Annotated in this window: 21 protein-coding genes; 5 read left to right on the top strand and 16 right to left on the bottom strand. The window is 59.2% G+C overall.

The annotated features are described in order from the left end of the window. The first annotated feature begins 109 nt into the window (after positions 1-109). The 3 genes from D882_RS0120400 to D882_RS0120390 all read left to right on the top strand — a co-directional run bounded on the left by D882_RS0120400 (position 110) and on the right by D882_RS0120390 (position 2,008). The gene (locus D882_RS0120400) at positions 110-454 is read left to right on the top strand and encodes a hypothetical protein (RefSeq protein ID WP_027924947.1); all 345 of its coding nucleotides are present in this window, start codon (positions 110-112) and stop codon (positions 452-454) included. A 307-nt stretch (positions 455-761) separates the two neighbouring features. Further along, the gene (locus D882_RS0120395) at positions 762-1,163 is read left to right on the top strand and encodes a DUF4398 domain-containing protein (RefSeq protein WP_027924946.1); all 402 of its coding nucleotides are present in this window, start codon (positions 762-764) and stop codon (positions 1,161-1,163) included. 56 nt (positions 1,164-1,219) lie between these two features. Continuing rightward, positions 1,220-2,008: an OmpA family protein gene (locus tag D882_RS0120390; RefSeq protein WP_027924945.1), complete on the top strand. Its 789-nt coding sequence runs from the start codon at positions 1,220-1,222 to the stop codon at positions 2,006-2,008. 192 nt (positions 2,009-2,200) lie between these two features. Here D882_RS0120390 and D882_RS0120385 read toward each other — a convergent pair whose 3' ends face one another. The 16 genes from D882_RS0120385 to D882_RS0120305 all read right to left on the bottom strand — a co-directional run bounded on the left by D882_RS0120385 (position 2,201) and on the right by D882_RS0120305 (position 21,766). Beyond that, complete coding sequence (locus tag D882_RS0120385; RefSeq protein ID WP_027924944.1) at positions 2,201-2,530, bottom strand: hypothetical protein; 330 nt, start codon at positions 2,528-2,530, stop codon at positions 2,201-2,203. Further along, on the bottom strand, positions 2,527-3,441 hold the full coding sequence (locus D882_RS0120380; RefSeq protein WP_027924943.1) for an alpha/beta hydrolase: 915 nt from the start codon (positions 3,439-3,441) through the stop codon (positions 2,527-2,529). Before D882_RS0120380 ends, D882_RS0120385 begins: the two co-directional genes overlap by 4 nt. 151 nt (positions 3,442-3,592) lie before the next feature. After that, positions 3,593-4,870, bottom strand: a complete 1,278-nt coding sequence (locus tag D882_RS0120375; protein ID WP_027924942.1) for a flavohemoglobin expression-modulating QEGLA motif protein — start codon at positions 4,868-4,870, stop codon at positions 3,593-3,595. A gap of 36 nt (positions 4,871-4,906) precedes the next feature. After that, on the bottom strand, positions 4,907-5,461 hold the full coding sequence (locus tag D882_RS0120370; protein ID WP_027924941.1) for a hypothetical protein: 555 nt from the start codon (positions 5,459-5,461) through the stop codon (positions 4,907-4,909). 175 nt (positions 5,462-5,636) lie between these two features. Continuing rightward, positions 5,637-6,353, bottom strand: coding sequence for a TetR/AcrR family transcriptional regulator (locus tag D882_RS0120365; protein WP_027924940.1), 717 nt, complete (start codon positions 6,351-6,353; stop codon positions 5,637-5,639). 99 nt (positions 6,354-6,452) lie between these two features. Then, complete coding sequence (lysS, locus tag D882_RS0120360) at positions 6,453-7,955, bottom strand: lysine--tRNA ligase (protein WP_027924939.1); 1,503 nt, start codon at positions 7,953-7,955, stop codon at positions 6,453-6,455. A 71-nt stretch (positions 7,956-8,026) separates the two neighbouring features. Further along, positions 8,027-9,122, bottom strand: a protein-coding gene (gene prfB, locus D882_RS0120355) for a peptide chain release factor 2 (protein WP_155953740.1) whose coding sequence is annotated in 2 segments (ribosomal slippage) — positions 8,027-9,049 and positions 9,051-9,122 — 1,095 coding nt in all. Because the reading frame shifts where the segments join, the coding sequence is not laid out codon by codon here. A 270-nt stretch (positions 9,123-9,392) separates the two neighbouring features. After that, positions 9,393-10,394 (bottom strand): PleD family two-component system response regulator, encoded by a 1,002-nt coding sequence (locus tag D882_RS0120345; RefSeq protein ID WP_027924937.1) that lies wholly within the window; start codon positions 10,392-10,394, stop codon positions 9,393-9,395. A gap of 48 nt (positions 10,395-10,442) precedes the next feature. Further along, positions 10,443-11,453 carry a chemotaxis response regulator protein-glutamate methylesterase gene (locus D882_RS0120340; RefSeq protein ID WP_027924936.1) on the bottom strand — a complete coding sequence of 337 codons (1,011 nt, stop codon included), beginning with the start codon at positions 11,451-11,453 and terminating at the stop codon, positions 10,443-10,445. Then, entirely contained in the window at positions 11,450-13,720 is a 2,271-nt protein-coding gene (locus D882_RS0120335) for a hybrid sensor histidine kinase/response regulator (RefSeq protein ID WP_027924935.1), read from the bottom strand. Before D882_RS0120335 ends, D882_RS0120340 begins: the two co-directional genes overlap by 4 nt. Beyond that, positions 13,717-14,400 (bottom strand): chemotaxis protein CheW, encoded by a 684-nt coding sequence (locus D882_RS0120330; protein WP_027924934.1) that lies wholly within the window; start codon positions 14,398-14,400, stop codon positions 13,717-13,719. The genes D882_RS0120335 and D882_RS0120330 overlap by 4 nt, the downstream gene beginning before the upstream one ends. Next, the gene (locus D882_RS0120325; RefSeq protein WP_027924933.1) at positions 14,397-15,659 is read right to left on the bottom strand and encodes a protein-glutamate O-methyltransferase CheR; all 1,263 of its coding nucleotides are present in this window, start codon (positions 15,657-15,659) and stop codon (positions 14,397-14,399) included. The genes D882_RS0120330 and D882_RS0120325 overlap by 4 nt, the downstream gene beginning before the upstream one ends. After that, the gene (locus D882_RS0120320; protein ID WP_027924932.1) at positions 15,656-16,192 is read right to left on the bottom strand and encodes a chemotaxis protein CheW; all 537 of its coding nucleotides are present in this window, start codon (positions 16,190-16,192) and stop codon (positions 15,656-15,658) included. The genes D882_RS0120325 and D882_RS0120320 overlap by 4 nt, the downstream gene beginning before the upstream one ends. After that, positions 16,192-17,814 carry a methyl-accepting chemotaxis protein gene (locus tag D882_RS0120315; protein WP_027924931.1) on the bottom strand — a complete coding sequence of 541 codons (1,623 nt, stop codon included), beginning with the start codon at positions 17,812-17,814 and terminating at the stop codon, positions 16,192-16,194. The genes D882_RS0120320 and D882_RS0120315 overlap by 1 nt, the downstream gene beginning before the upstream one ends. Before the next feature lie 367 nt (positions 17,815-18,181). After that, on the bottom strand, positions 18,182-20,851 hold the full coding sequence (locus D882_RS0120310) for a YncE family protein (RefSeq protein WP_027924930.1): 2,670 nt from the start codon (positions 20,849-20,851) through the stop codon (positions 18,182-18,184). A gap of 231 nt (positions 20,852-21,082) precedes the next feature. Further along, a complete protein-coding gene (locus D882_RS0120305; protein ID WP_027924929.1) occupies positions 21,083-21,766 on the bottom strand; it encodes a tellurite resistance TerB family protein in 684 nt (227 codons plus the stop codon). Between the two features lie 177 nt (positions 21,767-21,943). Here D882_RS0120305 and D882_RS0120300 point away from each other — a divergent pair, with 177 nt between their 5' ends. Together D882_RS0120300 and D882_RS0120295 are read left to right on the top strand one after the other, a co-directional pair. Further along, positions 21,944-22,858, top strand: a complete 915-nt coding sequence (locus D882_RS0120300) for a LysR family transcriptional regulator (RefSeq protein ID WP_027924928.1) — start codon at positions 21,944-21,946, stop codon at positions 22,856-22,858. A 102-nt stretch (positions 22,859-22,960) separates the two neighbouring features. Continuing rightward, complete coding sequence (locus tag D882_RS0120295) at positions 22,961-24,448, top strand: gamma-aminobutyraldehyde dehydrogenase (RefSeq protein ID WP_081743987.1); 1,488 nt, start codon at positions 22,961-22,963, stop codon at positions 24,446-24,448. The last annotated feature ends 1 nt before the right edge of the window (position 24,449 follow it).

The following is a 24,449-nucleotide window of genomic DNA, read 5'->3' as shown; positions in this document are numbered from 1 at the left end:
AACCCGGCGCGCAGAAGCTAGTCTGAAGAGGAAGCCGCACAACGGCTTTCGCCGGCCACTGCCGGACACTGAAACGGCCTGCCACGAGCAGGAACGCATTGAGGTCACTATGAAAATTCGCGAGCTTGCCCAGCATTGGGAAGAAAACGCCAAGGGTCGCCTGACCGAGACGGGCTACACGATTCACCTGGACGTGGAAGCCGCCGCACGGCTGGCGGCCATTACCGAGATGTACCCCAAACGCCAACCTGAAGAACTGCTCGGCGAGCTGATTGGCGCCGCCCTGGAAGAGCTGGAAAAAAGCTTTCCGTATGTGAAGGGCTCGACCGTTGTGGCGACTGATGAAGAAGGTGATCCGCTGTACGAAGACGTCGGTCCTACACCGCGTTTTCTCGCATTGTCGCGGCGGCATTTGCATGATTTGTCGGTCGGTAGTGACAAGCAGAAACACTGATCCTGCTGATGTAAAACTGTGGGAGCCCTGTGGCAAGGGGGCTCCTACAGGGAAGTAATACCCATCAAAAAACGTGAATTCCTGAGCGATAAAAAGCCCCGGAATACCGCCTCTCGCCGCCAAAGTTCCCGATTTAGAGCCTTTCGTGCTTTTTTGCAGGCACGGTGAATTTCTCTGAACTTTTAAAAAATGCCTTTGGTCGTAACCAGTAACCACGCCTGGTACGGTCGTCTCATTTCGCACATCACGTCAGTCGGTTACGGCTCCATACCAGGATGGATATTCAAGTTTTACAGGAGTAATTCCAATGGAGTTGAAGACTATGAAAACCACCTCATCCACCCACTTGCGTGGCCTGAAACTGGCTGCCCTGGCAATTGGCAGCAGTTTCATTCTGGCCGGTTGCGCCGGTAACCCGCCGACCGAGCAATACGCGGTCACCCAATCCGCCGTCAATGACGCGGTCAGTGCTGGCGGCACCGAGTTTGCGGCTGTGGAGATGAAGTCCGCTCAAGACAAATTCAAACAAGCCGAAATCGCCATGCACGACAAAAAATATGACGAGGCGCGGATGCTCGCCGAGCAAGCCGAGTGGGACGCTCGTGTGGCCGAACGCAAGGCTCAGGCGATGAAAGCTCAACAGACACTGAAGGACTCTCAGCAAGGTGTTCAGGAACTGCGTCAGGAAAGTCAGCGCACTGTGCAGTAAGCGCGCATCCAGACCCCGGACCTGAAGCTCTTACCGATTAAAAAGGACGAATGATTATGCGTACACAATTGATGATCCCCGCTCTCCTCGCCGCCAGTGTTGCCCTGGCTGCCTGCTCCACCCCGCCTAACGCGAACCTGGAACAGGCGCGCACCAACTACAGCGGCCTGCAAGCCAACCCGCAAGCGAGCAAAGTCGCGGCACTGGAAACCAAAGACGCCAGTGATTACCTGGACAAAGCCGATCAGGCGTACCGCGACAAGCAAGACGCGGCCAAGGTCGATCAACTGGCTTACCTGACCAATCAGCGTGTTGAAGTGGCCAAGCAGACCATCGCCCTGCGCACCGCTGAAGCCAACTTGAAAAACGCTTCGGCCCAACGTGCCCAGGCGCGTCTGGATGCGCGTGACACGCAGATCAAGCAGTTGCAGGCCAGCCTTAACGCCAAGCAAACCGACCGCGGCACCTTGGTGACGTTTGGTGATGTGTTGTTTGCCACCGACCGCGCAGACCTGAAGCCCAGCGGTCTGGCGAACATCAACAAACTGTCGCAGTTCCTCTCGGAAAACCCGGATCGCAAAGTGATCGTCGAGGGTTACACCGACAGCACCGGCACAGAGGGCCACAACCAGTCGCTGTCGGAGCGTCGGGCCGATTCGGTGCGCACGGCACTGGTGAAAATGGGCGTTGATCCGGCGCGCATCGTGGCTCAGGGGTATGGCAAGGAATACCCGGTTGCTGAAAACAATAGCGTGTCGGGCCGGGCGATGAACCGTCGGGTGGAGGTGACCATTTCCAATGATAACCAGCCGGTGATTCCGCGTTCGGCGGTTAGCTCGAACTAAGCAACATCTGCTTAAACAAAAAGCCCCGGCTGATGGCTCAGTCGGGGCTTTTTCATGGAGCAAAAAACAAATCCTGTAGGAGTGAGCCTGCTCGCGAAAGCTATTCAACATTCAAAATATGTTTTTGCAGACTCGCCGCCTTCGCGAGCAGGCTCGCTCCCACAGTGGAAATTTGGTGCTCGCAAAATGGGGTTACTGCTCCAGCTTCTGCGGGGTTTCCTGCCCCATGCAACGCACCGCTTTTTTCTTGCTGTCGACCAGCACACCGGTCAGGCCTTTTTGCTCGGTATCAAACAGCACCAGCACGCCATCAATGCACTGCGCCACTTGCGCGGCAGGCTCCAGGGAGACTTTGTAGTCCTCGCCCGGCATGGTCTTGAGCATGGTGAATTCGTTGAGCAGCAACGCGTCCTCAGGCTTGGCGAAATGCAGGTAACCGTAGTACCACAAGGCACCCACGGTGCCGAGGATGCTGCAGATACCGGTGATGATCAGCGGGATGGCGTTACGTTCTTCACTCATTGCGGGCTCTCTGGTGGTTCATCTTCTGAATTCGGGGGTGCCGGGTAATTGGGGATTTCACCCAGGCGGCGCAGGCCGTTGAAATGCTGCGGGTCGTCGAGATAACGCAGCATGACTTTTCGCCAGACCGGGTCGGCGAACGTCTGCACATGACCGCCTCGGGTCAGTTGCAGCACACGCGGCGGCGGCGCAGCTTGATACAGACGGATGCCGTTGGAAAGGGGCACGATTGGATCGTCGATGCTGTGATAGAGCAGTTTCGGCACGCTTTTGAGCTGCGGCATCGAGTAGATCGCGCTTTCATCGTCCGGCACCAGCCAGGACAACGGCACCTGGAACGGCCAGGTCAGCCATGAAGTGCTCAAGGCAAATTGGCCGACGCTGCGATAGCTGGCCGGTGCTCCGTCGAGGACCAGGGCCGTGAGCTGTTTCTCACGTTCGGGGTGTTGAACCAGGTAGTGCACGGCCATCGAGCCGCCGAGGCTTTGGCCAAGCAGGATCAGCGGTTTGCCTTTGACTTCGGGGGCCTGGTCGAGCCATTTGAACGCGGCGTCGATGTCCTGGTAAATCGCCGGCAGGCTCGGTTTCCCTTCGGATAAACCGTAGCCGCGATAGTCGATCAGCAGCACTTGATAACCTGCCTTGGGCAGCCACCAGCTCCCACCCAGATGCATCGGCAAGTTGCCGCCATTGCCATGCAGGTGCAGCACCGTGCCTTTGACGTCGACACCCTTTTTGGCCGGCAACCACCAGGCGTTGAGCTTGAGACCGTCGGCAGTGACGAGGGTGACTTCGCGGTATTCGAGATGAGCTTTTTCCGGGGTGAACAACTGGCCGGGCTCGGGGTAGAACAGCAGGGAGCTGCAACCGCTCAAGGTCAGAAGCAGGCAAACCATGCCGAGGAATCTCATCCGTTGAAACCTCGCAAAATTCAAAATTGAAAATACACATCCCCTTGTAGGAGTGAGCCTGCTCGCGATAGCGGTGTGTCAGCCAACATCAATGTTGAATGTTGAACCGCAATCGCGAGCAGGCTCACGCCTACAGGGGTATTCGGGATCGTTAGAGGATGTTGGAGTAATCCGCTTCAATCCGGTCCAGGCTCAAATGGTTAAGGAAGTTGGAGAAGCACATCCATGCCGACAGCGCGTTCAGGTCGCGGAACTGATCCGGCAAATACTTCGGCGGCACCACCAACCCTTCATCAACCAACTGGCGCAGCGTGCGCATGTCTTCCAGCGTGGTCTTGCCGCAAAACAGCAGCGGGATCTGCTCAAGCTTGCCTTTACGCACGGCCAACTGAATGTAGTTGTAAACCATGATGAAGCCCTTGAGGTAGGACAAGTCTTTGGTAAATGGCAGACCGTCGGGCACCGAACCACGGAATACCCGGCTGGCGTTGCCGTAGCTTTCCGCCATTTCGAAACCTTGCTCGCGGAAGAACTCGTAGATCTGCAGGAAGTCCGCGCCCTCCTCCACCATGTGAATGGCGCGGGTACGGTTGGTGAGTTTGCGCAGGCGACTCGGGTAGGACGCGAAGGTGATGATTTCCATCAGGATCGCCAAACCTTCCTGGGTCACCGTCGACGACGGCGGGCCCTTGGACAGGAAGGTGCAGATCGGCTGGTTCAACCCGTTGAGCGTGGTGCCGACATGCACCAGCCCTTCGTGGACTTCCAGGGCGCGCACGTCACGGTCGTTGAACATCGCATCGGCGCGGATCTTGATGTAGTCCGCACCGGCCGCCGCATCGGCGACGATCCCGTCGGACTCGAACACCCGAATGGTTTCCTCGGCTTCGCCAAAGACCTTGTTCAAGCGGGTTTGCAGCAGGTGCACGGCTTCCTTGGCCGTAAGGATTTTTGGCTCATCCTTGAGATCGCCACGGCCGTCGATGTTGTTCAGGTAATCGGAAAGCATCAGCCCCAGATCGGCCAGAGTCGGGTCACCGGCGTGGAACGCGTCGGACGCAGCACCGTACAGTTCCTGGGAAATCAGGCCAAAATCCTCGGTGCCGCGCGCTTCCAGCATGCGCACCACCATCCGGTATTCCTTGCACATGCGGCGCATGATCTGGCCGACCGGGTTGAACTGGCCGAGCTGGCGGGTAATGTCGCGCTCGATGTTCTGGAACTCCAGTTTCACTTTGCTGGAGTCGAACGTCAGTGGCCGATTGAGGTAGTAATCGCGGTCCACCGCCGGCATTTCCTTGCCCTTGGCCTTGAGGAATCCCTTGCGGATGCTGTCGTCCCACTTGACCGCATCGAGGACGCGAATCGGCGTCTGCGCCAGCACAATGCGATCGGACAAAATGCGTATCGTCTGCTGGTAATCGTCCACCCGAAACTCCTGTAGAAAAACCGTTATGTGCTGAGTCTATTTGCTGTTGGCCAGGCGTTGATAGCGCACCGCTTCGACGAAGACATCGGAATTGGCCGGATCGTCGAGGTAACTGAAGACCTGATCCAGTGCGTTGTCGACCAATACGCCGTCGCCGTCGTCGGTCTGAAAACCTTCGCCGCTCAAGACTTTTTGTCCGAGTGCCTGGTTGATCTGCTCGAGGTCGAGGTTGTAGACCACCAATTCATGTTTGTCCGTGAGTTCGAAACCGGCAATGGTGAAATGGCCGCCGTATTTGGCTGGCACTTTCGCCGACAGGTACCAGCGGCTGCCATGGCGCGAGACGGTGAAGGGATAGGCTTCGCGTTCGCCGGGTTTGGCCTTGAAGTAGCTGACCGCCTGATAACGATGGTCACCGATGCGCGTCAGTTCCAGGTTCATCGGCTCGCCCCAGGCGTTAGTGCTGGTCCATTTGCCGAGCAAACCTTTGGGCGCGGGGTCGCTCGCGGGCAGCGGTTCCTTGAAGGTCACCAGACAGCCACTGAGCAGCAGGAACGACAAGGCGATCACAATGACGCGCCAGGCTTTCATTCAACACTCCCTATGAACACGCAGTCCTGTAGCAGCTGCCGAAGGCTGCGTTCGGCTGCGAAGCAGTCGTAAACTCTGAATCCCGAATCAACCTGAAGGAACACGGTGGCAGGTTTTACGACGACTTCGTCGCCGAACGCAGCCTTCGCCAGCGGCTACGGGGACCGTGCTCAACTCACACCGACGCGAGTACCAAGTGCATGTAGCGATTGAGGATACCGAGCATTTCTTCTTCACCCACAGGCTCGGCGTCGTTGAGCAGGCCCTGATATTCCATCCGTCCGATAATCGCCGTCAACACTTTGGCATCCTCTCGTGGCTCACGCGAACCCAACACCTCGAAAAGCTGGCAGGTGCCCTGGAGGAGAATCTGCTGATGCGAGCGCACCAATTCCGCCAGGCGCGGGTTCAACAAGGCCTCCTGACGGAACGCCTGTTCAGCCATCAAGTGTTCGCGACGGTTGATCAATTGCCGGTGAACATAGTCCGTCATCAACCGTGCAATGTCGTCCGCCAGCTGGGAGCGCGCCTCGGGGCTGCCGTCGCCGCTGATCACCATCTCGCGCAGCAAGCCCTCATTGTTCACCCACAACTTGGCCATGAACGCCGCGCTGCGCTCCACGTATTGGGCAAAGGTATCGGTGAGCAAGTCATCGATGTCCTTGAAATAGTAGGTGGTGGCCGACAACGGCACACCGGCCTCGGCCGCCACTGCGCGGTGGCGCACGGCCCGCACGCCATCGCGCACGACAATGCGCATCGCCGCATCGAGAATGTCCTGTCGACGCTGCTCGCTGCCCTGTCGGCTGGCCTTGCGGCCCTGGTACTGAACACTTTCAGCGACCGCAGTGGCGATACCCGCTGCACCTTCTTGAGCCATTGCACGATTCACGACAGGTCTTTCCTCTCAGATGAAAGCAATAAATTGATACGTTTGTACCAGACAGGCAATAAAAAGCCGCCTGAAAAGGCGGCTTTTTAATTGAAACACTTACGCTTGCGGCCGCATGTGCGGGAACAGGATCACGTCGCGGATCGACGGGGAGTTGGTCAGCAGCATCACCAGACGGTCGATACCGATACCTTCACCCGCCGTTGGCGGCATGCCGTACTCCAGCGCGCGAACGAAGTCGGCGTCGTAGTGCATGGCTTCGTCGTCGCCCGCGTCCTTGTCGGCGACCTGCGCCATGAAGCGCTCGGCCTGGTCTTCCGCGTCGTTCAACTCGGAGTAGGCGTTGGCGATTTCACGGCCGCCGATGAACAGTTCGAAACGGTCGGTGACGTTCGGGTTGTCATCGTTGCGACGGGCCAGTGGCGACACTTCGAACGGGTACTGGGTAATGAAGTGCGGCTGTTCCAGCTTGTGCTCGACCAGCTCTTCGAAAATCATCACTTGCAGCTTGCCCAGACCTTCGAAGCCCAGCACCTTGGCGCCGGCCTTCTTGGCGATGGCACGCGCCTTGTCGATGTCATTCAGATCGTCAGCGGTCAGCTCAGGGTTGTACTTGAGGATCGAATCGAACACCGACAGACGTACGAACGGTTCGCCGAAGTGGAACACCTTGTCGCCGTAAGGCACGTCGGTGCTGCCCAGAACCAGCTGCGCCAGTTCGCGGAACAGTTCTTCGGTCAGGTCCATGTTGTCTTCGTAGTCGGCGTACGCCTGGTAGAACTCCAACATGGTGAATTCAGGGTTGTGACGAGTCGAAACGCCCTCGTTACGGAAGTTGCGGTTGATCTCGAACACTTTCTCGAAACCGCCGACAACGAGGCGCTTGAGGTACAGCTCAGGCGCGATACGCAGGAACATTTCCATGTCCAGCGCGTTGTGGTGAGTCTCGAACGGCTTGGCTGCTGCGCCACCCGGGATGGTTTGCAGCATCGGCGTTTCGACTTCGAGGAAGTCACGCTGCATCAGGAAGCTGCGGATGTGTGCGATCACTTGCGAACGAACGCGGAAGGTCTGGCGCACTTCTTCGTTGACGATCAGGTCAACGTAACGCTGACGGTAGCGCTGTTCGGTGTCGGTCAGGCCGTGGTGCTTGTCCGGTAGCGGGCGCAGCGACTTGGTCAGCAGGCGCACGCTGGTCATTTCGACGTACAGGTCGCCCTTGCCGGAACGGGCCAGGGTGCCTTCGGCAGCAATGATGTCGCCCATGTCCCAGGTTTTCACCGCGGCCAGGGTGTCTTCGGACAGGGTTTTACGGTTGACGTAGACCTGGATGCGACCGGTCATGTCCTGGATCACCATGAACGAGCCACGGTTGAGCATGATGCGACCGGCAACCTTGACCGGGATTGCAGCCTCTGCCAGCTCTTCCTTGGTCTTGTCCGCGTACTGTTTCTGCAAGTCATTGCAGTAGTTGTCGCGGCGGAAGTCGTTCGGGAAGGCATTGCCCTTGGCGCGCTCGGCAGCAAGCTTTTCCTTGCGCAGGGCGATCAGGGAGTTTTCTTCCTGTTGCAGGGCTTGCGGGTCGAGTTCTAGGTCGCTCATGTCTTTAAAAATTCCATCACAGGTTCGTTGCCCCCACCGGTGGCAGGGGACTTGAGGTCTTGACTGGCGGTTTACAGGCCTTGTTTCAGGCTGGCCACCAGGTATTCGTCGATGTCGCCGTCGAGCACCTTGTCGCAGTCGCTGCGTTCGATGTTAGTGCGCAAATCCTTGATTCGCGACGCATCGAGTACATACGAGCGGATCTGGTGACCCCAGCCGATGTCGGACTTGGTGTCTTCCAGGGCCTGGGACGCGGCGTTGCGTTTCTGCACTTCCTGCTCGTACAAGCGCGCCCGCAACATTTTCATCGCGGTGTCTTTGTTGGCGTGCTGGGAGCGTTCGTTCTGGCAGCTGACCACGGTGTTGGTCGGTACGTGAGTAATACGTACGGCCGAGTCGGTGGTGTTTACGTGCTGACCACCGGCACCGGAGGAGCGGTAGGTGTCGATGCGCAGGTCCGACGGGTTAATGTCGATTTCGATGTTGTCATCGATTTCCGGCGACACGAACACGGCCGAGAACGAGGTGTGGCGGCGGTTGCCGGAGTCGAAAGGGCTCTTGCGCACCAGACGGTGCACGCCGATCTCGGTCCGCAACCAGCCAAAGGCGTATTCGCCCTTTATGTGCACGGTCGCGCCCTTGATCCCGGCGACTTCACCGGCGGACAGTTCCATGATGGTCGCGTCGAAACCGCGTTTGTCAGCCCAGCGCAGGTACATGCGCAGCAGGATGTTGGCCCAGTCCTGGGCCTCGGTGCCACCGGAGCCGGCCTGGATGTCCAGGTAGGCGTTGTTGGCATCCATTTCACCGCTGAACATGCGACGGAATTCGAGTTTTTCCAGCGACTCGCGCAGGCGCTCGACTTCGGCGGCGACGTCATCGACGGCGGCCTGGTCTTCTTCTTCGGCGGACATCAGCAGCAGGTCTTTGGCGTCGGCCAGGCCGGAGTGCATTTCGTCGAGGGTTTCGACGATCTGCGCCAGCAGGGACCGCTCGCGGCCCAGTTCCTGAGCGTACGTCGGGTTGTTCCAGACAGACGGATCTTCAAGCTCGCGATTGACTTCAGTCAGACGCTCATGCTTTTGATCGTAGTCAAAGATACCCCCGAATAGTTTCGGAGCGCTCGGACAGGTCCTTGATACTGTTAAGGATCGGGTTGATTTCCATGGCGGGCAGCACTCGTTGGCGAACTTTTGAAAGCCGGCGAGTATAACGTAAACAGGCCTCCACGGCAGCCCGCCTGGCGGCTTTAGGCGCGAATGACTCAAACATTCCTGTAGCAGCGGTCGAGCCCCGCGAGGCCGCGTCCGAGGACGAAGTCCTCGCCAATCCTGCGCACACGGTTAGTCTGGAGGACCGCGCTGTACGGTTTTACGGCGGCTTCGCCGCCGGACGCAGCCTAGCAGGCTCGACAGCGGCTACAGGTCGTGCATTACCTCACTCGATCCCGACCTGATTGCGCCCATTGTTCTTCGCCAGGTACAGCCCCTTGTCCGCCGCCGAGATCAATTGCCGACAATCGCTGCCCGGTTGCGGGACCATGGTGGACAGGCCAATGCTGATGGTCAGGCTGGAGCCTTCGGTCGGCGAAAGGTGCGGAATCTTCAGTGCAGCCACGGTTTGGCGGAGTTTTTCCGCCACCAGGCGTGCACCGCCTGGCGTGGTGTTGGGCAGTACCAACGCAAACTCCTCGCCACCGTAACGGGCCGGCAGGTCAGACGGACGAGCGCTGGCGTCGCGGATCGCCGCCGCCACCTTGCGCAAGGCTTCGTCGCCTTCCAGATGCCCGAAGCTGTCGTTGTAGGACTTGAAGTAATCCACATCGATCATCAGCAGCGACAGTTGGCTCTGGTCACGCAGCGAACGGCGCCACTCCAGCTCCAGGTACTCATCGAAATGCCGGCGGTTCGACAGCCCGGTCAGGCCATCGGAATTCATCAGCCGCTGCAGCACCAGATTGGTGTCGAGCAGTTGCTGCTGGCTGACCCGCAACGCACGGTACGCCGCGTCACGCTGCAACAGCGTCATGTAGGAGCGCGAGTGATAGCGGATTCGTGCCACCAGCTCGATGTTGTCCGGCAGCTTGACCAGATAATCATTGGCCCCGGCGGCAAACGCCGCGCTCTTGACCAGCGGGTCTTCCTTGGTCGACAGAACAATGATCGGAATGTCCTTGGTCGCCGGATGATTACGGTACTCGCGCACCAGGCTCAAGCCGTCCAGACCCGGCATCACCAGATCCTGAAGAATCACCGTCGGCTTGATGCGGATCGCCTGCGCGATGGCCTGATGCGGGTCTGCGCAGAAGTGGAAGTCAATATTGTCTTCGTTCGACAACCCGCGACGCACCGCTTCGCCGATCATTGCCTGATCGTCCACCAACAACACCATGGCGGCGTTTTCGTCGGTTTTGAAGCCGTCGAGCTGTAAGTCATTCATGTGCGGTCACCTGAGTACTTCTTGGGCCAGGATTGCTGCTAATGGCGGTCATTTGGCGAATATCTCCAGCAATCGTGGCGCTATCTTGTCCAGTGGGCGAATCTCCATGGCGGCGTCGATGGCCGCGGCCGCTTTGGGCATTCCGTATACCGCACTGCTTTTCTGGTCCTGAGCGATGGTCAGGTAACCTTGTTGGCGCATGAGTTTAAGCCCCTGCGCGCCATCACGTCCCATACCCGTCAACAAAATCCCTACGGCGTCTCCGCTCCAGTAATTGGCCACACTCTCGAAAAACACATCGATCGAGGGCCGGTAGATTTCGTTGACCGGTTCGGCGGTGTAGGCCAGCGTGCCGTTTTTCAACAATCGAATATGGTGGTTGGTGCCGGCCAGCAACACGGTTCCGGCCTGAGGCGCTTCGCCCTCGACCGCCAGGCGCACATTCAAGCCACTGGCGCTGCCGAGCCATTCAGCCATGCCGGCGGCGAACACCTGATCGACATGCTGCACCAGCACGATGGCCGCCGAAAAATCTCGCGGCAAGCCCTTGAGCAGAATTTCCAGCGCGGCCGGTCCGCCGGCGGATGAGCCGATGGCAATCAGGCGCTGGCGCGACCCAGCACTGCGCAACGGGCTCGGCACAGTTCGCTCGCGGTTACCCCGCTCGCCGATCAACCAGCCAATGTTCATGATCTTGCGCAACAACGGCGCCGCCGCTTCCTGGGCATTACCGGCGCCGAGCGCCGGGGTATCGACCACGTCCAGGGCGCCATGGCCCATGGCCTCGAACACCCGGTGTACGTTCTGCTGGCGATCGACGGTAACGATCACAATGGCACACGGCGTTTCGGCCATGATCCGCCGGGTGGCCTCGACCCCGTCCATCACCGGCATGATCAAATCCATCAGGATCAGGTCCGGTGTCTGCTCGGCACACTTTTGCACCGCTTCCTTGCCATCACTGGCGACCCAGATGACCTGGTGCGCCGGCTCAAACGCCAGGGCGCGGCGCAAGGCCTCCACCGCCATGGGCATGTCATTGACGATTGCGATTTTCATGCCCGTGCTCCACCGATGAGCTCAGCCACCGCATCAAGCAGGGCATCGTCATGAAAACTGGCTTTGGCTAGATAATAGTCGGCCCCGGCGTCCAGTCCACGACGGCGATCCTCTTCACGATCCTTGTACGACACCACCATCACCGGCAGCGATTGCAGGCGGTTGTCGCGGCGCAACAATGACACCAATTCGATGCCATCCATGCGCGGCATATCAATGTCGGTGATCAGCAGATCGAAATCCTCCGAACGCAGGGCGTTCCAGCCATCCATACCATCAACGGCCACCGCCACCTCGTAGCCGCGATTGAGCAGCAGTTTGCGTTGCAACTCGCGAACCGTCAGTGAGTCGTCGACCACCAGAATCCGCTTGCGCGCCGCCTCGACCGCTTGATTGCTGTGGCGGGCAATGCGTTCCAGGCGCCCGGTATCGAGCAACTTATCCACCGAGCGCAGCATGTCTTCGACGTCGACGATCAGCACCACCGAACCGTCGTCGAGCAACGCCCCGGCGGAGATGTCCTGCACCTTGCCCAGTCGCTCGTCCAGCGGCAATACCACTAACGTCCTCTCGCCGATAAAACGCTCGACCGCTACGCCGTAAATCGCTTCGCGCTCGCGGATGACCACGACCTTGAGGGTTTGCTGACTGTTCGGGTTGATCGGGCGCTGCAACAGTTGACTGGCCGCCACCAACCCGACATGCCGCCCTTCGTGCCAGAAGTGCTGCCGGCCTTCGACCTGCACAATGTCTTCCGGCTCGAGGTCGCACATGCGTTCGATGTGGGCCAGCGGAAACGCATAAGCCTCGCCTCCGACCTCCACCACCAGGCTGCGGACCACCGACAACGTCAGCGGCACTTCGAGGTGGAAACGGCTGCCCTCGCCCGCCGTCTGCTCCAGCACCACCGCACCGCGCAACTGGCGGACCATGTGCTGCACCGCATCCAGTCCCACGCCGCGCCCGGACACTTCGGTCACCGTGTCGCGCAGACTGAAACCGGGCAAGAATAAAAACGTCAGCAGCTCTTCTTCACTGAGTTGAGCGGCGGTTTGCGCTGGGGATAACTGCCGCTCGATGACCGTGCGACGGACCTTTTCCAGATCAACACCATGGCCGTCATCACTCAATTCCAACACCAGCAGTCCGGCTTGATGGGAGGCGCGCAGACGAATCACACCTTCCGCCGATTTACCGGCCAGCAGCCGCTGTTCCGGGGACTCGATGCCGTGATCCACAGCATTGCGCAGCAAGTGCGTCAGTGGCGCTTCGAGTTTTTCCAGGACGTCGCGGTCGACCTGGGTTTTCTCGCCCTCGATCTCCAGACGAACCTGTTTGCCCAGGTCCCGGCCCAAATCGCGAACCATGCGTACCTGCCCGGTCAACACATCGGCAAATGGGCGCATGCGACAGGCCAGCGCCGTGTCGTACAACACCTGTGCGCGTTGACTGGCCTGCCAGGCAAATTCATCCAGCTCGGCGTTTTTCTCGTTCAGCAGTTGCTGGGATTCCGCCAGCAACCGCCGTGCATCTGCGAGTGCTTCCTGGGCTTCCAGACTCAAGGCGTGATCCTTGAGATGGACGTTGAGGTTTTCCAGGGCCCGCAGACCGTTATTCTGCATGCGCTTGAGGCGCTGCATAGTCGCCAGGTGCGGCTTGAGGCGCTGGGTTTCCACCAGGGATTTGCTCGACAGGTCGAGCAGGCTGTTCAAGCGTTCGGCCGTCACGCGCAGCACGCGCTCACCGTTTTCGGTGGTGCGCTTGGTCTTTTGGGGAGCATCAACTGGCGCGGCAGGCGGCGGCTCAACCACCGGCACCGGCAGCTCGACGCGTGGTTGTTCGGATTGACGCCCGTCGATCAGCGGCGCGGCGGGCGCCAGCGGATCGAGTAACTGCGTCATCAACCCCACATACGTTTCGATATTCGCTGGCGTCACGCTGTTGTTGGGTGTGGCGATGCGCAGCAGCAGGTCGGTGCCTTGCAACAACGCGTCAATGTGCTCGGGACTCAGGTACAGGCGCCCTTCCTGAGCACTGACCAGACAGTCTTCCATCACATGGGCAACGTTGACCCCGGCGTCGACACCAACGATCCGCGCCGCACCCTTGAGCGAATGCGCCGCGCGCATGCAGGATTCGAGTTGATCGGCCTGGGTCGGATTGCGCTCCAATGCCAGCAGGCCTGCGCTCAGGACCTGGGTCTGGGCTTCGGCTTCCAGGCTGAACAGCTCCAGCAACGAGGCGTCGCGCATTTGCTCGGGGGTCATGCGAGGCTCCGGGTCACAGCAGACAGCAATTGTTCTTCATCCAGCCAACGCAAGCTACGACCTTTGAAGGGCAACACGCCGCGGGTGTACTTGCCGCTCGCCTGAGTGCCGGATTGTGAGACAGTCTCGAGAATGCGCTCGTCGATGGCATGAATCCCGTCGACCTCGTCCACCGGCACTACCACCGGCCCGCCATGGGCGGCGATGATCAACATGCGCGGCATGACCCTCGCGCTGGAAGCCACGTTGTGGGTGGCGTCGAGCCCGAGCAATTCCACCAGCGACAGGCACGCGACCAATGCGCCGCGCACATTCGCCACGCCGAGCAAGGCCCGGGAACGCTGATGCGGCAAGGAATGAATGGCTTGCAACGGCGCCACTTCCATAAGGCTGCGAGTGGCCAGCGCCAGCCATTCTTCGCCGAGTCGAAACATCAGCAGCGATCGGGTTTTTATGTCCGATTCGACCGTCGCCGAGTGTTGCACGCGGTCGTCCTGCTGCAACGCATAGCGATCAAGCAAACGCGTGGCGGCGGCGGAGTACACCGCGCAGTTGCGGCAGTGAATGTGTTCGGCCAACAGCGGGCAGGACTTGTCACCGTGAATACCGATGCGGTTCCAGCAATCGTCAATGGCCTGGGCATCTTCATGGGTGACGTTCAAGGTGTCGGAGGCGCTCATCGTTTACGCTCACTGTCGGCGCGCCCGCTGCGGGCGGCGCGGTCCTGCAATCGTCTGGCACCCGCCGCATCGCCCTGGGATTGCAGCAAGGCTGCCAGGTGCATCAACGCGTCGGGATGTTGCGGTTCAAGGTACAACGCCTTGCGATAAAAACCTTGGGCTTCGAGGGCATTGCCACTGACATCGCTGAGCAGTCCCAGCCAGTAAAACACCTGGGCGACCGGTTCGTGACTGCGTAAATACTGTTCGCACGCGATGCGCGCTTCAACACTTTTGCCTTCGTTGGCCAGCACCGCGATGTTCGCGAGCAACGCGGTGGCGTCCGAGGCTTTCGCCGTGACCGGGGGCGGCGTGAGGGTGGCGAACGGTCGATTGCGCACCGGTGGCGGAGGCACGCTGCGCGCTGATTGTCGCACCGGCAACGGGGCCGGCACGAACAGGGGAAACGGTTCTGGCTCCGGCACACGCTGACGGCTGAACGCAAACGACTGCGCAATGCCAATCGAACGCATGCCAAAACGCCCGAGCAAACCGCCCTCGGCCGGGCCGATAAACAGCACGCCGTCGACATGGGTCAGGCGCTTGAGCACCTCGAATACCTGCTGCTGAGTCGGCTGGTCGAAATAGATCAGCAAGTTGCGGCAGAACACAAAGTCATACGGCGGCTCGCTGGCCAGCAACGCCGGATCAAGCAGGTTGCCGACCTGCAAGCGCACCTGCTCAAGCACGCGATCACTGAGGCGATAGACGTCGCGTTCGGCGCTGAAATGCCGGTCACGAAAGGCAATGTCCTGACCGCGAAACGAGTTTTTGCCGTACAACGCACGCCGGGCTTTTTCCACCGACAGCGGGCTGACGTCCATACCTTCCACCTTGAACTGATGGGGCTTGAGTCCGGCATCGAGCAAGGCCATGGCGATGGAATAGGGTTCTTCGCCGGTTGAGCACGGCAGGCTGAGAATCCGCAGCGCGCGCATATTGTTGATCTCGGCCAGGCGTTTGCTGGCCAGTTTCGCCAGCGTCGCGAACGATTCCGGGTAACGAAAAAACCAGGTCTCGGGCACGATCACCGCTTCGATCAGCGCCTGCTGTTCATCCTGCGACCCTTGCAGCGTGTGCCAATACTCGTCAGCCGTCAGCGCACGGGAGGCAATGCTGCGCTGACGCACTGCGCGCTCAATGATCGCCGGGCCGACCGACGTCACGTCGAGGCCGATACGCTCCTTGAGGAAATCGAAAAATCGTTGATCGCTGCTCATGGCCGCTCCTCAAGCAGCGCCGGATCGAGAGGCGGCGACGGGAACAACAGCGCGCGAACTTGATCATCGAGTAAATCGGCAACCCGCACCCATTGCAGCAAACCTTGCGCATCTTCGCGTACCGGCCCGAGGTAAGGCGCCTGGCGATTGTCCAGGCCATAGGGCTTGAAGTCCGCCGGGTTGCAACGCAGCGTGTCAGTCGCCTGCTCCAGAATCAGCCCCAGCCATTGCGTCGGGGTTGATTCATGTGGGCGGTAATTGACCAGCACCAGCCGCGTGCTGGTGCGGGCCTGCGCCGGTTGCCCGAACGTCAGCGCACTGAGGTCGATCACCGGCACCACCGCGCCACGATAGGCAAACACCCCGGCGACCCAATGCGGTGCCTGGGCAATCGGTTTCAACGGCAGCCGCGGCAGCACTTCCGCCACTTCGATGGCCTGCAAGGCAAAGCGCTCGCTGCCGATGCGAAACACCAGGTACAACGATTGCTTGACCGGCACTCCGGCGCCGCGTTTAGCCGCGAGTTCGCTCATCAGACTTTGAATCGCGAAACGCCGCTGCGCAGGCCGACGGCTACCTGGCTCAGTTCGTCGATGGCAAAACTGGCCTGGCGCAACGACTCGACAGTCTGGCTGCTGGCATCACCCAACTGCACCAGCGCGTGGTTGATCTGTTCGGCGCCGGTGGCCTGGGCCTGCATGCCTTCGTTGACCATCAACACCCGCGGCGCCAGCGCCTGAACCTGGTGGATGATCTGCGACAGCTGCTCGCCGACCTGCTGCACTTCGGACATGCCACGGCGCACTTCTTCGGAGAATTTATCCATGCCCATGACCCCGGCCGATACCGCCGACTGGATCTCGCGCACCATTTGCTCGATGTCGTAAGTGGCCACGGCAGTCTGGTCCGCCAGACGCCGCACTTCAGTGGCTACCACGGCAAAACCGCGCCCGTATTCACCGGCCTTCTCGGCCTCGATGGCGGCGTTCAGCGACAACAGGTTGGTCTGGTCGGCAACTTTGACGATGGTCACCACCACCTGATTAATGTTGCCGGCCTTCTCGTTGAGGATCGCCAGTTTGGCGTTGACCAGATCGGCCGCGCCCATCACCGAGTGCATGGTGTCCTCCATGCGCGCCAGGCCTTGCTGCCCGGAACCGGCAAGCACCGAGGCCTGGTCGGCCGCGGTGGACACTTCGGTCATGGTGCGCACCAGATCACGGGAGGTCGCTGCGATTTCACGGGAGGTCGCGCCGATTTCCGTGGTGGTGGCGGCGGTTTCGGTGGCGGTGGCTTGTTGCTGCTTGGACGTGGCGGCGATCTCGGTGACCGAGGTGGTGACTTGTACCGATGAGCGCTGGGCCTGAGACACCAGCGACGTCAGCTCGGTCATCATGTCGTTGAAGCCGGTTTCCACCGCGCCGAATTCGTCCTTGCGCTCCAGGTTCAAACGACCGCTGAGGTCACCGGTGCGCATGATTTCGAGGATTTCCACGATCCGGTTCATCGGCGCCATGATCGCGCGCATCAGCAACAAACCGCAGAAACCGGCAGCCAATACCGCCACCAGCAGGGAAATACCCATGCTGATTTTTGCCTCAAGCACGGCATCGTCGATGGCAGCTATGTCGTTATCGGCCACGGTTTTGTTTTCGCGGATGATGTCATTGAGTTTCATCCGGCCGGCGGTCCACGCTGGGGTCAGCTGTTCGTTGAACAGCTTGATGGCGTCGGCTTCCTGATTGTTCTTATGCAGGTCGAGCACCTTCATCAGGATCTTCTGAAAATCCTCATGCAGTTTTTCGAAGGCCGCGATTTCGACCTTGTCCTCTTCCGTTGTGACCGTGGCACGGTAGTTATTGATCTGCTCCACCAGTCGCGCCTCGAACGCCTGGAAATCGGCGGCGTCCTCGGCACTGATGCCCTGACCTTCCTTGAGGCCGAGCATTTCCTGGGTCCGAAGGAAACTGTCGACCCAGGCGCTGCGAATCATCGAGCTGAAATACACCCCCGGCAACGCGTCATCGCGAACGCTTTGTTCACTGGCTTCGATCTTCAACAGCCGCGAATACGAGACGACCACCATCAACAGCATGATGGCGATGATCACCGCAAAACTCGCCAAGATGCGTTGGCGCAACGTCCAGTTCTTCACAGTCAGTCCTCGGGGGTCGTTCAAGTGCTGCGGAGTATAGCCGAGGGTGTTTCATTTATAAGACTAGGGACGCCAATTCTCGCCCTGGGTGGAGACCGTGGGATGACGGTGGGATCGGGAGAGGGTGTCGGTGGAGGATCGGAAGAAATGGGTCGTGGATGCGCCTGAGGGTGATGGGGTGAGGCTGAAGGCGTCTTCACGGGCAAGCACGGCTCCCACATTGAACCAAGTTGTCCGAATGGACGCGGTCCAATGCAAAAGCGCGCCTGCTCGCAAAGAGCGATGGCGGGGTTTAAGCGACTGATCAGTTCCCAAGAATAGACAATCAGCCATCTTATTAATGTGCGCGTACTTGCCTACAGGGTTACTAGACCTGAATAGCCGTGATAGATGTTTTGGATTTATAGGCAATATAGAGGCGGGAACCATCAGGACTACACCCTAGGGCACAGGGATCACCCTGGACCGGGAACGTCTTGACCTCCTTAAGGCTTAAGGAATCGAGAACCGTTACGGTTCCTTCACTGGCAAAAAAGAGTATCCGCCCATCCGGACTCAAGGTAATCAGGCCCGGTTTCAAAACGTCGACCGACTGGATAGTGAGCAATGTTTCGGGGTTAATAACTCTGATCCTTGGGGAAGACCTATCATCGGCGTAAAGACGTTTACCGTCCGGACTTATTGCAATTGTATTTGCGTTCCAGCCTTGCGAGACGACTTTGACTAACGTGTCATTACTTGTATCAATGCTATATAGAGACCCACCAGCGAAAGTAAATATACGTCGACCGTCGGAACTCAGAATAATTGGACCACTGCTGCTCGGGCCTGGAATATCCTTTTCACGCTTAAACACGATATCGGTCTTTCTCAACCCTTGTTGACTTGTCACATAGGCATGAGCACCCTCCCGATCAAAGACACATCCCCCCGAGTTATAAGTATTCGTTGGAATCAGCACCTGCGTTCCAGTCGACAAATCATAAACTGTACGACTATAGCTGTGAGTGCTGCTTATAAAGACCTGATTGCTATCAAGTCCGATCGCAAAGTTAAAGGCGTTCAAACGCGCCACAGACTTGTCGGACATCTGCAAGGTCTCGGCATCGATAATTGCCAAACTGCCATTATCATTAGCGGGTTTCATCACGCATATCTTGGTCCCATCCGGGCTTACCATAAGCGTATGGTACCCATGACCAATATAAGTGTGTGGAACAAAGCCAAGATCTACTTCTCCAATCGCCCCTCTGGCCGTCACATTTAACTTCGCAATCACAGTTTTACCATTATATTCAGCCGTGATTGTGTAATTGGTGGCTGGCGCATCCGGCCCAGTCACCCCCCGGATGACCAACTCACCAAGTAAACTCGTCTTAAACTCACGCCGCCCTGTCGTGCCGTCCGAGTATCTGAAAATGCCCGGAATAGTCAAATGTACCGACGCCTCTCTGATGAAACTGCCCGTTTCGTCAACCAGTTTCAACGATATGTCGGTCAGGCGACCCGAGGGCGCAACGCGATAAGGTGCATTAATGAACTCCAGGATGGCTTTCATCCCGGCGGTGACTAGCGTGTAGTAGGTCAGCGTGAACGTCCTGATCGTGTCTACGTTTTCATTGGGGTAGAAGTCCACGCGCAGCCGCGCCCTCAACTGATGCCCCGGCTTGAACAGCTCCAGCTCTTTACGTGGCACCACACCGTCTAGCCCGTTGTGGATCTCTTCCGGCGTCAAGGTTTTTCCCACAGCAATGGGGACAGTCTTGGGGTTGTCATCCATGCCAGTGCCCAAGACATGCAGCCAGTATTTTTGCCCCACTCCAATAAATGGCCAAGGTGCGCAGACGATCTTTGCATCGCCTGTAAACGCCCGCAGATCCACAGCGTTCGTCCCATAAGCCTCAACAATTTCCGGCTTGGGAAAATTCGTATCCGTCACATTGACGCTTTCGATTATAAGGGTCAGCGGCTCGGACCCGGTCTCCACGCCACCACTCAACAGAGTCCACGTGAACACCACCTCCCGGCCTGCGTTCGCCAGAATGAACGCCGGGGTCAGCTGGAAATTGGCGCGGAAGTTGGCATTGAACGCCACAAAGTTGAATACCGGTGTTCCTGCTCCCGCAGCTCCGCCCTTCACCACCAGTTTGGCTCTATCGCCGGGTTTGAAGCCTTTGGTCCAATCCACCCGGACCACGAAACCCGCGGTGTGCTTGCCGGGAAAGATCACATTGCCTGCCAGCGCTGGCACAAAAGGCGCAGGTGGGAGTTCAACTTTGGGCGTCAGGTCGACCTTGATCGAGAGGGCCGGCGATGGCAGTGAGTTTTGGGTACTGTTTCCCAGTTGGTCCTTGACCGTATAAAAAATCTTGAAGGTCAGGCTGTTGCCGCCGCCAATGAAAGCGGCTTTAGGCAGCAAGATGTCGAACCCGCCACCGATATCGCCCGCCGTCACAATGTGATTGAACGGAAATCCGTTGCAGTTTACGGTCACCACGTCGTGCAATTTGGCAAACGCGTAAGAGACGGTAAGCGGGACGCCTCGCTCGGCCGCTACCAGGTCGACACCGCTTTGTTTGACGTCCTCAGGCAGATCAATAACCAGCCCTTCGTGGATGTCTTGGTCGTCGACTATCGGGTCCAGACCACCTGGGCGATCCCTGCTGTACAGCACCCACAGATTGGGCGACGGCTCATCGCTGCCACCGATACGCTTGGCTACATAATTGAAATATTGCAGGCCATTGCGAAGCAGAGCCCTGGACACTTCGAACGTGGTGCGTTTTGTGACCGGATCGACCGTCACAGGGGCGTCGATGGGCGTGACACTGCCGTTGAGATGGAGTACCACAGAATCCGCCCCCGGAGAGGGCGGATCCACAACCACTTTCAGATGCCCGCCCCCTGTAAGCCTCAAAGGAACCCCTAACAGCGGCACTCCTGCAGTGGGGTCTTCGCTTTTGACGTCCGGCGTTGCATCGACAATGTAAGGGGGTGACAGCGCCAGGGTCTTGGAATCATTTGAAAGATCGGTCATCACACACGCTCCTTGTCGCGCCGCGAGAGAGCGGCGTAGGTAGCGGTATCAAATGCCTTAAATGCTTTTCCAGCTACTGTCAGAATTAACAGGTACGTGGTGTTTTAAGACGAGCGGCACTGACTGAGTTATTCGTCTCATCCCCCCCACAAGCGATAAAACCCGCCCCACTTTTGCAAGAGCGGCGGATTATGAATAGGTAGTAGAGGCCGTTTCGAGAACCTTCGTCGGCTACATCGATGCCTGTCTCACCTGCCTCTCCAACTCCGCCTTCAACCCCGGTTCCAGCTTCAATTGCCGCGCCAACTCATCGAGGTAGGATTTCTCCATGAAGTTCTGCTCATCCACCAGCATCACGCTGGCGATATACATTTCGGCGGCCATTTCCGGGGTGCACGCAGCACGGGCGACGTCGGACGGGTCGAGCGGCTTGTTCAGTTCGGCGTGCAGCCAGTGCTGCAATTCTTGATCGTTGTCGAGTTTGGTGAATTCGCCTTCAATCAACGCACGTTCGCGCTCATCGATGTGGCCGTCGGCTTTGGCGGCGGCCACCAAGGCTTTGAGAATCGCCTGGCTGTGTAACTCGACCTGCGCCGCAGGCAAGCGGTCCAGGGTTTGCGGTTCGCTCTGCGAGGCAGTGCCTTGTTGGGCCTGCCAGTTGCCGAACGCCTTGTAGGCAATCACACCCAGTGCGGCGAGGCCACCATAGGTCAGCACCTTGCCGCCAACACGGCGGCCCGTTTTGCTGCCGAGCAACAGCCCCATGGCACCCGCCGCTATCGCACCGCCGCTGGCGCCCGAGAGCAAACCACCGAGCCCACCGCTGGACGCCTTGTTCTGATTGCCTCCAGCCTTGTTCTTCACCAGATCCTGACCGGACTTGAGCAGTTGATCGAGCAAACCACGGGTATTCATTTTGCCGTCTCCACGAAAGGGGTAACCGGCCACCAGCCTAGATCGAAAGTGGCCGCCCCCCTGCCGGCGAGAGTGCTTCCAGATGTTGCTCATATCCTGTAACGCCCACAGGCCCATCGATTAAAACGATATACACTCAAGCAAATCTATAAAAACCGTCCACCGGGTACTTTCCCCATGATGACCCTGCGTCAGATTCGTCATTTTATCGCCGTGGCCGAGACCGGTTCGATCTCTGCCGCCGCGCAAACCGCGTTCATTTCCCAATCGACCTTGACCCTGGCGATTCAGCAACTGGAAGAAGAGATTGGCGTCGGCCTGTTCAACCGACACGCCAAGGGCATGAGCCTGACTCACCAGGGCCATCAGTTTCTGCGCCAGGCGCACCTGATTCTCGCCACCGTCGATAACGCCAAACGCAGCCTGCAACAGAGCACCGACCAGGTGGCCGGCCAGTTGATCATTGGCGTAACCAGCCTCGTGGCCGGTTACTACCTGGCGGATTTGCTCACCCGCTTTCAGCGCGCCTACCCCAACGTCGAGATCCGGGTGATGGAGGATGAACGCCCCTACATCGAGCATTTGCTGGTCAGCGGCGAGATCGACGTTGGTGTGCTGATCCTCTCCAACCTCGAAGACCGTCACGCCCTGCAAACCGAAGTCCTGACGCATTCGCCCCACCGTTTATGGCTGCCGGCGCAGCATCCATTGCTCGAACACGACAGCATCAACCTCGCCGACGTGGCGCGCGAACCGCTGATTCAACTGAACGTCGATGAAATGGACCGCAACGCCCAGCGCATGTGGTCCGCCGCTTCCCTGCAACCGCGCATCACCCTGAGAACCGCGTCAACGGAAGCCGTGCGAAGCCTGGTGGCCGCCGGTTTGGGCGTGTCGATCCAGCCTGACATGACCTATCGACCGTGGTCGCTGGAGGGCGACATCATTGAAGCGCGGCCGATTGCCGACTTGAGTCAGACCCTTGACGTCGGCCTGGCCTGGCGCCGCGGCACTGCGCGTCCGGCGCTGGTCGATCCTTTCCTGACCGTCGCCCGCGAGCAACCCCACGGCGGACGCAAGCCATCTATTTAATCGAACGCCACCTTCAGTATTTAGTATTTGTCGACCTCGGGTCCGCGCACTAGTCTTGCTGCATCTATATAAGACGGCCGGGCCCCAGTCACAGGGAGCAGCATGGCCACACAAGAAAAGAGAACCCGAAAAATGGCTGGCGCGCAGACCCCGTTGTTCACCGCGTTGTTGATCGATGGCGAATTGGTCGCAGGTCAGGGTTTTGTCGAACCGATCCTCAACCCCGCCACCGGGGAAGTGCTGACGCACATCGCCGAAGCCAGCACCGAGCAAGTGGAAGCCGCGATTCTCGCCGCGCATAACGCCTTTGCCAGCTGGTCGAGGACCACCCCGCAGCAACGTTCAAACCTGTTGCTGGACATCGCCAACGCCATCGAAAAACAAGCCGACCTCCTCGCCCGTCTCGAATCCCTGAACTGCGGCAAGCCGTTGCACCTGGCTCGTCAGGACGACTTGAGCGCGACGGTGGATGTGTTCCGCTTCTTTGCCGGTGCCGTGCGCTGCCAGACCGGCCAGCTCAGCGGCGAATACTTGCCGGGCTACACCAGCATGGTCCGTCGCGATCCTATCGGGGTCGTCGCGTCCATCGCGCCCTGGAACTACCCGATCATGATGGCCGCGTGGAAAATCGCCCCGGCCCTCGCCGCCGGCAACACGCTGGTGTTCAAACCGTCCGAACACACGCCGCTGTCGATCCTGGCCCTGGCCCCGGCACTGGCAGAAATCCTGCCGCGCGGCGTGATCAACATCGTCTGCGGCGGCGGTGAAGGCGTCGGCAGCCATTTGGTCAGCCACCCGAAAATCCGCATGGTGTCGCTGACCGGCGATATCGTCACCGGGCAAAAAATCCTCCAGGCCGCTGCCAAGACGTTGAAACGCACGCACCTTGAACTCGGTGGCAAAGCGCCGGTGATCGTCTGCAACGATGCGGACATTCAAGCGGTGGTCGAAGGCGTGCGCACTTACGGTTACTACAACGCCGGTCAGGATTGCACCGCCGCGTGCCGGATTTATGCACAAGCCGGGATTCATGACCGGTTGGTGGCCGAGCTCGGCGCGGCGGTCAGCAGCCTGCGCTTTGCCGGTAAACGCGACGCCGACAATGAAATCGGCCCGCTGATCAGCACCCGCCAGCGCGACCGCGTGGCCAGTTTCGTCGAACGCGCCCTCGGCCAGCCGCATATCGAACGGGTGACCGGCGCGGCAGTGCACTCCGGCGCTGGCTTCTACTACCAACCGACACTGCTGGCCGGCTGCAAGCAGAGCGATGAGATCGTCCAGCGCGAAGTGTTCGGGCCGGTGGTCACTGTGACCCGTTTCGATGGGCTCGAACAAGCGGTGGACTGGGCCAACGACTCGGAATACGGCCTCGCCTCCTCGGTCTGGACCCAGAACCTCGACAAGGCGATGCAGGTCGCGGCGCGTTTGCAGTACGGCTGCACGTGGATCAACAGCCATTTCATGCTGGTCAGCGAAATGCCCCATGGCGGCTTGAAGCGTTCGGGCTACGGCAAAGACTTATCCAGCGATTCGCTCCAGGACTACAGCGTGGTGCGCCACATCATGGCGCGCCACGGACAGCATCTCTGAC

It is taken from the genome of Pseudomonas sp. URMO17WK12:I12, assembly GCF_000514395.1.
GTDB lineage: Bacteria > Pseudomonadota > Gammaproteobacteria > Pseudomonadales > Pseudomonadaceae > Aquipseudomonas > Aquipseudomonas mucoides.
Note: the sequence above shows the minus strand (reverse complement) of the source record. Positions and strands in the feature narration are given on the sequence as shown.